Source organism: Sphingobacterium sp. DR205, assembly GCF_011064245.1.
GTDB lineage: Bacteria > Bacteroidota > Bacteroidia > Sphingobacteriales > Sphingobacteriaceae > Sphingobacterium > Sphingobacterium athyrii.
In genome coordinates, this window is sequence record NZ_CP049333.1 from 749,845 (window position 1) to 762,807 (window position 12,963).

The 12,963-nt window shown below is 39.5% G+C and carries 12 protein-coding genes; 3 read left to right on the forward strand and 9 right to left on the reverse strand.

Features of this window, described 5'->3' with window-relative positions:
* The first annotated feature begins 1 nt into the window (after window position 1).
* Window positions 2–580 (forward strand): DUF4252 domain-containing protein, encoded by a 579-nt coding sequence (locus G6053_RS03175; protein ID WP_165305522.1) that lies wholly within the window; start codon window positions 2–4, stop codon window positions 578–580.
* An 87-nt stretch (window positions 581–667) separates the two neighbouring features.
* On the opposite strand, the gene hemL is transcribed toward G6053_RS03175, so the two are convergent.
* The 5 genes from hemL to G6053_RS03200 form a co-directional block, all read right to left on the reverse strand.
* Window positions 668–1,978, reverse strand: a complete 1,311-nt coding sequence (hemL, locus tag G6053_RS03180; protein ID WP_165305523.1) for a glutamate-1-semialdehyde 2,1-aminomutase — start codon at window positions 1,976–1,978, stop codon at window positions 668–670.
* Window positions 1,979–2,110: 132 nt separating this feature from the next.
* On the reverse strand, window positions 2,111–3,079 hold the full coding sequence (hemB, locus tag G6053_RS03185; protein ID WP_165305524.1) for a porphobilinogen synthase: 969 nt from the start codon (window positions 3,077–3,079) through the stop codon (window positions 2,111–2,113).
* Between the two features lie 109 nt (window positions 3,080–3,188).
* Window positions 3,189–4,775 (reverse strand): hydroxymethylbilane synthase, encoded by a 1,587-nt coding sequence (gene hemC / locus G6053_RS03190; protein ID WP_165305525.1) that lies wholly within the window; start codon window positions 4,773–4,775, stop codon window positions 3,189–3,191.
* A 248-nt stretch (window positions 4,776–5,023) separates the two neighbouring features.
* Window positions 5,024–6,265, reverse strand: coding sequence for a glutamyl-tRNA reductase (gene hemA, locus G6053_RS03195; RefSeq protein WP_165305526.1), 1,242 nt, complete (start codon window positions 6,263–6,265; stop codon window positions 5,024–5,026).
* Between the two features lie 219 nt (window positions 6,266–6,484).
* The gene (locus G6053_RS03200) at window positions 6,485–7,327 is read right to left on the reverse strand and encodes a hypothetical protein (protein ID WP_165305527.1); all 843 of its coding nucleotides are present in this window, start codon (window positions 7,325–7,327) and stop codon (window positions 6,485–6,487) included.
* 311 nt (window positions 7,328–7,638) lie between these two features.
* Between G6053_RS03200 and G6053_RS03205 the strand changes: the two genes are divergently transcribed.
* Window positions 7,639–7,977, forward strand: a complete 339-nt coding sequence (locus tag G6053_RS03205; protein ID WP_241254908.1) for a hypothetical protein — start codon at window positions 7,639–7,641, stop codon at window positions 7,975–7,977.
* 33 nt (window positions 7,978–8,010) lie between these two features.
* Here the strand turns inward: G6053_RS03205 and G6053_RS03210 are convergent, their stop codons facing one another.
* From G6053_RS03210 to rbfA, 4 genes are read right to left on the reverse strand one after another with little or no spacing between them, the layout of a single operon-like run.
* Window positions 8,011–8,661, reverse strand: coding sequence for a hypothetical protein (locus G6053_RS03210; protein WP_108636133.1), 651 nt, complete (start codon window positions 8,659–8,661; stop codon window positions 8,011–8,013).
* 2 nt (window positions 8,662–8,663) lie between these two features.
* Window positions 8,664–9,752 carry an aminotransferase class V-fold PLP-dependent enzyme gene (locus G6053_RS03215; RefSeq protein WP_165305529.1) on the reverse strand — a complete coding sequence of 363 codons (1,089 nt, stop codon included), beginning with the start codon at window positions 9,750–9,752 and terminating at the stop codon, window positions 8,664–8,666.
* Window positions 9,736–10,392: a leucyl/phenylalanyl-tRNA--protein transferase gene (aat, locus tag G6053_RS03220; RefSeq protein ID WP_108636131.1), complete on the reverse strand. Its 657-nt coding sequence runs from the start codon at window positions 10,390–10,392 to the stop codon at window positions 9,736–9,738. The genes G6053_RS03215 and aat overlap by 17 nt, the downstream gene beginning before the upstream one ends.
* A gap of 31 nt (window positions 10,393–10,423) precedes the next feature.
* Entirely contained in the window at window positions 10,424–10,798 is a 375-nt protein-coding gene (gene rbfA / locus G6053_RS03225; protein WP_108636130.1) for a 30S ribosome-binding factor RbfA, read from the reverse strand.
* Between the two features lie 783 nt (window positions 10,799–11,581).
* Between rbfA and argH the strand changes: the two genes are divergently transcribed.
* Complete coding sequence (gene argH, locus G6053_RS03230) at window positions 11,582–12,913, forward strand: argininosuccinate lyase (RefSeq protein ID WP_108636128.1); 1,332 nt, start codon at window positions 11,582–11,584, stop codon at window positions 12,911–12,913.
* The last annotated feature ends 50 nt before the right edge of the window (window positions 12,914–12,963 follow it).

Sequence of the window (12,963 nt, forward strand, 5' to 3'; positions counted from 1 at the left end):
TATGAAAAGATTACTAACATTGTTATGCCTAATTGGAGTGCTTTCTTCATTGCAGTCCTGTATGATTAGAAAAGGATCCAATATGGATTACGTGAGAGGATCCAATATTTCAAATAACGCGGAGATTGTTGCCATAAATTTGCCGATGTGGTTAACGAAACCGTTTATCAAAAAAGCGTTAAAGGATGATAACGACGAGGAATCACGAGCGATGACTGCAATCGTCAAAAAACTGAAAAAATTCAGGATGATGACATTATCAAACAATGACCAGGAAAAAAATGCGCTGATTTTGGAGGATTACCACAAATATCTAAAAAAGAACAAATTTGAGGAACTGCTGGTGATCAACAGCGAGGGGGAAGAGATATCAATTAATGCACGTATTGACAAAGATAATGTGATCAGTAGGGTTTCACTTTTGGTACACGACGAAGGCGATGAAAGCGTATTTATGGATATTAAAGGCAAATTTTCATTGGATGAACTTATCCAGGGATTGAATAAGATAAAATCGAAGGATAAAAAGCTGTCCACCAAATTGGCTGATACCCATACTGTAGTTCAACAGGAACTTTAGCTGAGACAGCGATTCTTTATTAAACAGCATATAAATGCCCCAAGAACTAAAATAGTTTTTGGGGCATTGTTGTATTATACTTTCCTTTTATGACTGAAATACGATGTCCAAGGCGTCGAAAATATGCTTCTTGGCAGTATTTAAATCCGCGTCGGTATGCGCAGCGGAAACAAAACCAACTTCATAGCCCGAAGGGCCGAAATATACACCTCTATTCAAGAGTTCGCGGTGCATAATTTTGTATAATTCCATTGACGCGGGGTCAATTTCACTTGCTTTCTTGATATCTTCTTGCTCGGTAAATGCAAACCAAAAGATAGATGCAACATGGAATAACTGTACTTGATAACCTTTTTCAGCGATATATTGACGAAGATCCTGAACAAATGCTGCAGTTTTGGCATTTAAATTTGTATAAAAATCCTTTTGTGCCAATACAGTCAAGGCTGCTATACCTGCTGCCATGGCTACAGGATTTCCTGATAATGTCCCGGCTTGATAAACGGCACCGTCAGGTGATATACAAGCCATAAGCTCTTTGGATGCTCCATAGGCTCCCACTGGCATTCCGCCGCCTATGATCTTACCATAGGTGATAATATCAGGCTGTATTTCGTAGTAAGCAGAGGCTCCTTCAAAACCGATTCGGAATCCGGTGATGACCTCATCCATGATTAGCATGCTGCCATGCTCTTTGGTGATAGCACGCAAGAAATGCATATATTCTTTTGATTGCATTAATAGCCCATTGTTGGCCGGTATGCCCTCAATGATTACTGCGGCAATCTGATCCTTAAATTCAGCAAAAGCAGCTCGTAGCGCCTCTTTGTCATTTAATTCAATGACAATTGTTTCATCCGCAAAAGCTTTAGGTACACCGGCAGAAGATGTTTCTCCAAATGTCACCAAGCCAGATCCAGCTTTTACCAAAAGAGAATCCGAATGCCCATGATAGCAACCATCAAATTTGATAATCTTATCGCGTTTGGTATATCCTCTTGCCAAACGGATTGCGGACATCACGGCCTCTGTTCCCGAACTGACAAAGCGGATTTTCTCGATATATTTATTGTTTTCAATAATCAATTCAGCCAGTTGGTTTTCTAGAGCAGTAGGCGCTCCAAAACTCAATCCTTTACCGAGCTGTGCGGAAACGGCCTGGCGAACCTGGTCGTTATTATGCCCCAGAATCAGGGGACCCCATGAACAGCAGAAATCGATGAACTCATTGCCATCAGCATCCCAAAGATGCGCTTTATCGCCACGTTCAATAAATAAAGGGGTGCCAAATACGGATTTAAAAGCCCGAACTGGCGAGTTTACACCGCCCGGGAAATATTGTTTTGCCTTTTCGAATAATTCAGCAGATTTTGCTCTTGAAATATCAGGTGTTTGCATTGTCAAATTGAAAAGTAAAAATTATCTAATGATGAGCTCGCTATCGCTCGTTAAAAAGTAGAAAAAAGAGACACTTGTGAGCCGCAGGCTTCCACGACCATAATCTAAATACTCTTATCTCAATACTAAATACTAAATAAAACCTTTTTCCAAAACTTCTTTGGAATGGTAGGACAAAATTGCTGTTGCGCCTGCACGTCTGAAACTTAATAAAGTTTCCAAGATGACGCGTTCATCTAACCATCCATTTTGAATAGCAGCTTTTAACATCGCATATTCACCACTGACGTTATACACCGCGATCGGAAGATCAAAATTATCAGCGAGGAGTTTAACAATATCTAAATAGGGAAGCCCTGGTTTGACCATTAGGAAATCTGCACCTTCTTGTGCATCGAGTTGAGCCTCAATAAGCGCTTCCTTCGCATTTGCAGGATTCATTTGATAGGTTTTCTTGTCACCATGTTTTGGAGCCGAACCTAAAGCGTCTCTGAATGGACCGTAATAGGCTGATGCATACTTCGCTGTATACGACATTAAAGACACGTTGATGAAACCATTATGGTCTAATAGCTCACGAATATACCCGATACGTCCGTCCATCATATCGGAAGGTGCGATAATATCTGCACCGGACTGCGCATGTGCGAGTGCCATCTTGCCCAATACTTCCAATGTTTCGTCGTTTAGGATTTCGCCATTTTCGACAATTCCATCATGACCATCGCTGCTGTAAGGATCCATCGCTACATCCGTAACGATACAAGCTTCGGGAAAATTTTTCTTTACGGCCTCAATAGCCCGTAAATACAAACTTCCGTCACGGTAACTCTCCGTCGCATATTTGTCCTTCAATGACTCTTCGATATTGGGAAATAAGTCAAATGAACGTAAGCCTAATTTGAGGCAGCTCTCCACTTCTTTCAATAAATTATCTATTGAATAGCGGTAGATACCCGGCATTGATTTAACCTCGGTTTTTTGATTTTGGCCATCTACGATAAAAAGTGGAAAAATCAAATTTGACGCGTCTAAACGTGTCTCTTGAATCATGTCGCGAATCACGGCAGATTTACGATTTCTTCTCGGACGTTGTAACATTATTATTTATTTATTTATTATGATCCAGTGATTTTGTGTCGTTCAATTGCAACAGCGATAAATCTGTTTGCCAACCTTTCCATACGCAATACTAATTACGTGATACGATTTAATAGTCCAGACCAAAAACAGCCTCTGAGAGACCGATCTCGTCTGGTGAATAGGGAAGGGTGTAAGGAACATTCATCTCATCAAACTTCGCTCCGGTTGAACGACCAATGCAGATAACCTTTTGTCCCGGTTCTAAAAGATTGTCCGCAAAATAAGCCTCTACATTACTAGGGCTTGTAAATACGAGTACTTCTGCATTGGATGGATCGACGTCCTCTTCCAATACAGTCTCATAGACTGGGATATTAATGATTTTAGTCTCTGGACTTAGTGCTTTCTGAATGGTCTCAAGCGATTCCTTTGCGCGCGGAATAAGTACTGTTCCACCATTTGCCAATTCGGCAAATTTCTTAGCGATTTCATCCATGTTAATGCCTTCGCTGTCACCAGAAAAATCAGCTACACGATCGTACTTACGCAATACTTCTTCTGAGCCACGGCCAATAACGCCTATTTTGGTCTTTTTACTCAATCGGGGCTCCAGATTGAAGAAATGCTCAATCCCGTTCTTACTTGAAAATATAATCCAATCCACATGTTTCAGGATAAAAGGATCCAGTTTGTTGATGATCGGAAATATTTTGATCAATGAACGCCCTTCGATGGAAATATTATGTTTGGCCATTGCGCGCGCGAAGTAGGAATTTTCGTCCACCTCTCTGGAAATAAAGACAGATTGAGGCAACTTACGGTCTTTTGCGTACTTGCTGAAAATACGCTCTGCCAACCGGTTTGGATCAGCATCTCTGAGGTACACACGGTCAGGAAAGTCTTCACTTGTATCGGCAATGGAAGCCCAAGCTTCGTACTCATCACCACTTTTGCGGCAATAACATCCGAGTGGTGCATGACATCCAGCGTCAAATTTGTTCAATACCAAACGTTCTACAGCGATGGTTGTAGCGACCTCATTGTTATTTAGTGGTTGCAATGCAGCAAAGAGTTCTTTATCGACTTCACGGATCTGAATAGCTAATACACCCTGTGCCGGAGCAGGAATAATTTCGACCGGTGGGATTTCTTCGACATGAAAATCAGAGATATCCATTTCGATACGGCTGATACCAGCTTTTGCCAGTACAATTGCGTCGTATTGTTCATCCCGCAGTTTTTGCATTCTTGTCTGCAGGTTCCCTCTTAGATCGTCGAATTCCAGGTCTGGGCGTAAAGCCGATATTTGTGCTTTTCTACGGTTGGAAGATGTTCCGACAGTTGCGTTATGTTTTAGTGACAGCCGCTTCTTGATATCTACACAATCCTTGTGGATAATCAATAATTCGGAAGGATCCTCCCGTTCGGAAACGGCGGCAATAATCAATCCCGGCGGATTGATTGTAGGTAAATCTTTGTGTGAGTGTACAGCTAAATCAATGGTCCCGTTCAAAAGTTCTTCTTCAAGTTCTTTGGTGAAAAATCCTTTACCTTCCAATTTATCCAAACGGAGATGCTGAATAATATCGCCTTGAGTTTTGATGACTTTTAACTCTGCTTCTATACCGATTTCCTGTAATCGGTCTTTCACAAAATTTGCCTGCCACATTGCAAGAACACTTCCCCTGGTGCCAATAATTAGTTTTCTATTCACGTTATTTTACTTTACCTATTAAAATGTGTTTAATACCATTTATCGAAGCAAAAATAAATAAATAGGTGGAATATGTTGACACGTTACTGTCATTATCTAGAAGGAAATGATTGATAAACCGAAAATTAGAATAGCAGTAGGAGCTCTTTTGACAAAAAAATCAATTGCATACGGTCGCCATTATTGGGCGCAATTCAGAAAAGGATAAATGTATTTTGTCAGAAATGATTGCAGCGATAGGATTGCAATTAGTTTTTCTCAATCTCAGGCGTTTTAACCAGGATCTCTTTCGCCATAACCATCGGAACTTTAATGTATTTCTTTTCCATATAGTTGATGACTTTTTCAAGAACCTCCCTCGCTTCCGGTGTCAGCGCCTGTACTTCTTGGGCAAAGACCTCGTTTAAGGCAAATGACTTGATTTCTTTGATCTTCTCAGGAACTTCACGCATAGCAACCTCTACGCGTCTTTGTTTGATCAGTGGTAAAAATTCCTGAATATTATCCTGAATGATTTTTTCAGCACTGTCCAGTTCATTATAACGTTCCTGGATATTTTTCTCCGCAATAGCTTGTAAGCTACTGACTTCAATGTAATGAATCGGGTTGTTTTTGATTACTTCGGCATCGATATCATTTGGAACAGCTAAATCAATGATAATTTTCTTGTCAGTTTCACCATTTAGTAGCGATTGGTACAACGTGTTATCAATGATTGATGTTGGAGCGCCGGTACATGTAATCAGAATATCAAAACCTTCTTTGTATTCGTCAATGCTAGCAAGCGGATAAGCCTCAGCATTTAACTCCGTAGCTAATGCCTTTGCGTTTTCAAGCGTGCGGTTAAAAACGACAAATTTGGCCTTTTGATTTTTTTGGAAATATTTTGCTAAGTTCTGGTTTGTTTCGCCTGATCCGATAATAAGGATTCTCGGGTTTTCAACGAGCTTTAATTCACGTAATTTGCGGTAGGCAAGAGAAACAACAGAAATCGGATTTCTGGAAATTTTGGTATAGGTATAAACTTCTTTTGCTGTTTTTACAAGACGATCCATCATTAAACGAAGGAAATCACCCGTAAAACCGGCTTCTCTACAGCGGTCATACGCTCTACGTACCTGCGCCAAGATTTCTTTCTCACCAACAACCAAGCTTTCGAGTGAACAGGACATCCGAAGTAAATGATGTAAAGCATCCATTCCTTCATATTTGTTGACCTGACCCAAATAACATTGGAGTCGTTCTTGCGGAACACAGAAATTCAATTTTCCCATAAACTCCGCAATAAATTCGTTGGTCAATTCGTGAGCTCCATAAAATACAAACTCTACCCGGTTACAAGTACCAATGTAAAAGATCTCCGGAATATCTAGGCTGTGTTTTAAGCTAATGAGGCGACTTTCTAAATCCTCATTGCAGATCACTAGATTACCTAGATCTTTTAATTCGACATGTTTATGAGTAAACGCTAATACTTTAAGATTTTTCAAAGCTCTAATCCCTCGCTTATATTTAACGGTACAAATGTAGCTTAAATGCTTTGTGCTTGTGTCAAAAATCTGTCAAACGCATTAATTTAGAAAGATTTTAAATAGTTTTATTTTGTAATTAAGTATTTGATTTTTAATGTTTTAAAAATCGTTATAAAATTAAATGATTTTCATCACACAGATGTGTGATGAAAATTTCAACCTCTTGAAGGCGTTAAACTATTCATTATCGCCTGTATTTGTTTGTGCTGAGTCTATGGTGATATCTTCCAGTTCCTCTACATAGGGGACTTCTTCAGCGGCGGTCGCCTCCGCTATTTCACTGTCACTATATTGATAATAAGTATCAAACGTTTTAGTCCCTTTATTGTAAATCAATGCATACTTGGAACTTTTGTTTTTGACAATAATTCCATCAGCTGGAGCGGGAACTAATTTCATCTCATCCATAAAAATCTTCTGTCCTTTTTTAAAACTATTGATCAAAGGAAGTTCACTGGAATATTCTTTCCAAAACAAGATATCTCCTTTTGCTGATATAATCCAGATGGCACTACTTTGATAGTCATTTTTTTCCACTAAAAAAGCCATTTCTTTATTCCAATTGTCCGCATCATGACGATCAGTAAAATTACCGTAACAGAATACCGATTTTGCGCGGTCCTTTATCCGGGTAAATTTATAGATGGGTTTATCACCGGAAGGTTCCAGGTAACTATTTCCCATAAAGATTTTTGTAATGCCTCTGCGGTAACGTAATGGAATATTGTCATATTCGGGGATTGTAAAGATGGCATTGTTCCAATGGGCGTATTCATCAATGGAGCTCCAGCCATCAGCATCTTCGAGATCTTTTGGATCTGCATTCTCAAATCCGCCCACGGCTGTTGCTCCGCTATCTAGAGGTATGGCATCAAGGTCTTGCCGCAGGACGAAATTATAATATCCTCCGCCGGCAAGTATGGCCAATAGCAAGACTATTCCAATAATGATATATATATTTTTCTTTGATTTTTGTTTTGGTGCCTGTTCTGTTTCAGGTTCTTCAAATGCTCTTTTCATGTTCAATATTGGGCTTAAATTTTAAATCAACTTTTGGGTAAAGACTCTTTTCAAATACTTTTTATAACTCAATTTTGAAGGAATCAATTTTATTCAATTTTGAATGATCTTTTGGATTATTGTTATTTGTCCAGAATGCTATACGAGAACTTCGTTTTAAAATTAGAACAAATTTCCAAAAAATGAAATACAAGTTATATATGTGGCGATATTCAACTTATATTCGTATCAATTTTAAAGTAATTTGAGCCATGGTCATCATCAGGAAGTATTTTGCCATTGTTGGACTAATCATTTGTTTTTTGTCCAGTATGACTCCATTTTTAAAAGTTCCTATCAAGGGTAACTGGAATCTTTATCAGGTGGACGCCTATCTATTTTTTATTACCATGCTGATTCTGGGAATAACAGCATTGTTATTTTTTGTTCGTGCGGTACGCGCCTATCAATGGATGACAAGACTGTCCGCATGTTGGTATCTAGTCAGTATTACCGCCGTATGGTTTAAAATCAACAATTATTTTGGCTGGGGGGTTGCGGACAAATTGTTGTCCAAATCGCTTCACATGCGCTGGGGGTGGATTGTCTATTTGATCGGGATCCTGCTATTGCTGTTGAGCACAAAGAAGATTGTGTCAACAAATGAGTGATGCGAAAAAAATAAGCTAGATATTTTATCTAGCTTATTTTTTGTTTGGACGATGCGGTATAAAATGTGCCTTTAGTTTATCCAGACCGAGATCCTCTTCAATTTTGTCTAACTCATAAGACCAGATTTTCTCATCCAAAATTTCATGCAGCACTTTCGGATTGGTGAGGTCCACAGGACGTACACGCTGCTCTCTATTGATTGGATTAGTCAGTTCCTGCAAACTGCTGCTATGTCTAATGATCTGAAAACGGAATGTCGGCCATTTTCCAACATTGGCGAAGTTTCCTGTATAAAATTGGATAGAATCGTGCGGTGGTATTTTATTGCTAAAAAGGCCTTTCACTTTATTCGCCGTAGCTTCAGAAACTGATACTAGGAGCTCATAACTTGTCTCATTGATGATATGAAGCTTGGCCAATCCATCTTTATGATCTCCGGAGATAGCCAGTAAAATTCCTTTTTCGATAAATCGATGCGGCGTCAATGGGGCGGCATGCTGATCAAGCTCGTCATCTGCTCTGCGCATATTTCCAAAGACGAGCGTGATCTTGTCCATGGGAACAGGAATTTCAAATCCTGTTTCATCTGTTACTCCGACAATATTGTTCGCTTGCATGGAAGTGATATGTCCTTCAATGGGCTCATCCACAAACCTGACTAAGTCGCCTATTCTAAATTTCATGATTAATTTACTTTTGTATCTATAATATATAATAGTTTTTCAAGATCTGCATGGTCATTGTAGAGGTGGAATCCGACCCGGATACCGGAACCGCGGGGGAAACATTTTATACCTTCATCCATCAGAAGCTGAAAATTTTTGGGGTCGATCTGTATATTGAAAATATTGCTTTGCGGACGTCTATTTATAATACGATCCAGGAGTAGCCCTCTACTAGCCAGTTCAGCCCGGGCCTGTGCCACCAGATCCTGTGTATACAAGACTGTTTCAGCATATCCCCATTGTTCAAACTGCAATAGAGACTGTTGTAAGGTTCCATGAGCTAGGGTGTCCAGATGCCCTGGTTCAAAGCATAACTGTACTACGGATTTATTCATCCATTGGTTGTTGAGGTAACTGTAGTTTTTCTGGATATCAGCATAAAGGATTTCTTTAAGTCGATCGTTCAGCAGGATAAAGCCATTTCCGAATCCGGCCATTAGCCATTTGTATCCGCTGCTCAATACGGCGTCAAAGCCCGAGGTATCAAAGTCAAATAAATCAGTTCCTAAAAATTGCGTTCCATCGCCAATGATTAACAAATCAGGATGCTGATGTTTTAATTCCTGTATAAAAGAAAGGTCTATTTTTAAACCGGAAATGTACTGAACAATGGATAGAATAAGTACGTTAGGTCTAAAAGTTGCTATGGCATCCAGAATATTAGCTTCAAGCTGTTCGTCCATATTGACAAAGCTATGCTCAAACCCACTAACTATAGTTGGGAAATTTACCGAGGGATAATCATTGTCCAAAAGCAGCACCTTATAATGTTTGGGAAGGCCCGCTAGTAATGCATTGAATCCAAAAGAAAAGCAGCTTGACAAAAATACATTGGTTCCGGGACAATTGAAAAACTGTCCAAGTGTATTTCTGCAAGAATCCAACATGGCGCCCTGTTGTTCACGAAGCGATGTGTTTGACTCATGAAACGCTTGATCGCGTTGCGTGCGCCATTGCTTTGTTTCACGTGAAAGTAGACCTGAGCCGGGGGTGGTCAAGTAAGTTGTCGCTTCATCAATGTCAAAATATTTACTATATGGACTGTTCATATCTTGGGTCTTTTGTTAATATTGCTAAATAATCAGGTAAGGAAAGGTATTCACCGCCCATGCTTTCCAAATGGGACGTATGAAATTGACAGTCTATCAATTGCAGGTCTATTTCTTGCGCCAGGTAAATCAGTGCAGCTTTCGAAGCATTAGGTACTTTGGAAAACATGCTCTCTCCACAAAATACACCATTGATCAGCATACCATAGAGCCCACCTACAAGTAATCCATCTTGCCATACTTCCACTGAATGTGCATATCCCATTTCATGCAATGCTGTATAAGCCCGGATCATGTCTTCTGTGATCCATGTTCCATCTTGATCCTTTCTATTGATAGTGGAGCAATTCTGGATGACCGTATGAAAGCTGCGGTCTACCGAAATGGAAAAGGTCTTTTTCCGGATACAGGCAGCCATGCTTTTGCTGATCTTGATCTTGGAAGGATAGATGACGAAGCGTGGATGAGGTGCATACCATAATATCGGTGTATCCTCACTAAACCAGGGAAATATACCATTGCTATAGGCCAAAAGCAGTCGGTCAGCCGAAAGGTCACCCCCGACAGCCAATAAACCATCTTCATCAGCGTAGCTCGGATGTGGAAACTCCAGCTTTTTGTTATCCAGTTCAAATACCATCGATCCTTTAGATAGGCCAATTTAAATTGCGTTATTCTTCTGGTTGACGAGGCTCTTTACTTATTTCTTCAAACAATTTTTCCATGTGCTCCACGTACTCATTGGTGTCATCCAGGAAAAATTCCAATTGCGGGACAATTTTGACTTGGTTTTTAATTTTTGATCCCAACTTATAACGTATCTCGGATGTTTTGGTACGTATAGCTTTCATGTCTTCCTGCGCAGTCTTCGTGTTTAAAAAGCTCAAATAAACACGTGCGATAGCCAAATCAGGAGTAACTCGAACACGTGTAACTGTAATGAATGCTCCCGGAGCCCACGCTTTACCTTCCCGTTGAAATAATGCTGCTAAATCTTGTTGAATGACTCCAGCAAAACGTTGCTGTCTCTTGCTTTCTGTTCCCATCGTATACGTTTTATGTTGAATATGCTCAATATGATACACAAAGATAAGTATTTTAGGCTAGAATCACATGCATACCTATTGACTGGCTTTAGCACCCGTGTATACGAAAAAAGGCACATCTTGGTTTGACGTGCCTTTAAATTTCGATTCACAATTGGTTAGGTAATTTCTTGCAAGTTTTAAGACGTTGGGGTCTATCATATTTGGTTTTTAATCTCGGTGTATTTAAAGTGGTAAGTATTTACTAACCTTACCGGCTTTTATTTTTTCATCTCCCTTACACTACAAACATAGGAATACTTAAAAAACTGACAAAATAACTTTTAAAAATAAAGTGAGTGGTTACTTATAAAATGTGTTTATTGCGATTTAACAAACTTTTAACATTTGTTTTTTTTTGTAACATATATTTTTTTATTCCAAAATTCTCCTTTTTGCCCCTCTTTTGATTATTGTTTCTCCTTGCACAGCTTGGCATTGATATAACCATTTGCAATTGGTATTTTTGCATTGTTAAAAAATCGGGTGCATTTTGATCAATAACTTCAATCTGTTTAAGAGAGATCATAAATAATGAATAGAGATCGTTTTATGCGTAAAAAAGCTGAGTTGTAAATGCGAGATTGCGCCAATTGACAAATAACTATTTGCTGAGGGTAGGCGAATGGCCCTAAGGCAAAAAAATGACATACAAATAAATATTCTGATGAGCTATGATCAGCTGCTAAACCGAAATGAATATTGGCTCATCATAATTTCGTTACCATAAAACAATATATATTAATGAAAATCTGGCAAAAAAATATAGATGTTGATTCGTTTGTAGAATCTTTTACCGTAGGTAATGACCGTGTGATGGACCTACAGCTTGCTGCAGCGGATGTTTTGGGCTCCTTGGCCCATACACGGATGCTAAATAGCATCAGCCTGATGACTGATGAGGATCTTGCTTTGGTACAGAAGGAACTGAAAAATATCTATAAGGAAATTTTAGCGGGGGATTTTCAGATTGAAGATTCGGTAGAAGATGTGCATTCACAGGTTGAGATGTTACTTACACAACGCATCGGCGAGGCTGGTAAAAAAATTCATTCAGGCCGATCCCGAAATGATCAAGTGCTTGTGGACTTAAAACTGTACTTCCGTACAGAGATCCAACATATTATTCAGAATACCGAAGCTTTCTTCAATGAACTGATCCAGCTTAGTGAACGTTATAAACATATTTTGATCCCAGGCTACACACATCTTCAGATTGCGATGCCATCATCTTTTGGTTTATGGTTTGGAGCTTATGCGGAAAGTCTGGTTGATGATCTGGAAATGATGAAAGCGGCCTGGAAGGTCTGCAATAAAAATCCATTGGGTTCGGCTGCAGGTTATGGTTCTTCTTTTCCGTTAAATAGAACAATGACCACACAGTTATTGGGATTTGAGGATCTGAATTATAATGTGGTCTATGCGCAGATGGGTAGGGGTAAGACCGAACGGATTTTAGCGCAGGGGATGAGTTCGATCGCGGCTACATTAGCAAAGTTTGCGATGGACGTGTGCTTATATATCAATCAGAATTTTGGCTTTATTTCATTCCCGGCCCATTTGACAACAGGCTCGAGTATTATGCCACACAAGAAAAATCCTGACGTTTTTGAACTGATCCGTTCACGTTGTAATAAAATTCAGGCATTGCCGAATGAGATTGCATTGATGACAACGAATCTTCCTTCGGGTTACCATAGGGATCTCCAATTGTTAAAGGAAAATCTATTCCCAGCGTTTAAATCGCTGAATGAATGTCTTGAAATAGCGACCTTCATGCTAGAAAATATTTCTGTAAAAGACAATATCCTTGATGACCCAAAATACGATTACCTTTTCTCCGTTGAGGTGGTAAACAATGAGGTGCTTAAAGGCGTGCCTTTCCGTGAGGCTTACCGGACTATTGGTATTGATATTGACGAAGGACGTTTCAAACCATCGAAAGAGGTTAACCATACACATGAAGGTAGTATCGGAAATCTTTGTAACGATCAGATTCAACGAATGTTTCAGCAGGTAAAAGCGACTTTCGGATTTGAACAAGTAGAAAAGGCCTTGGAAGAATTGGTGAAATAAGGCCAATTATCCTACTCAGTCCGTAACACTTGGCAACAATAGTTGCTGAT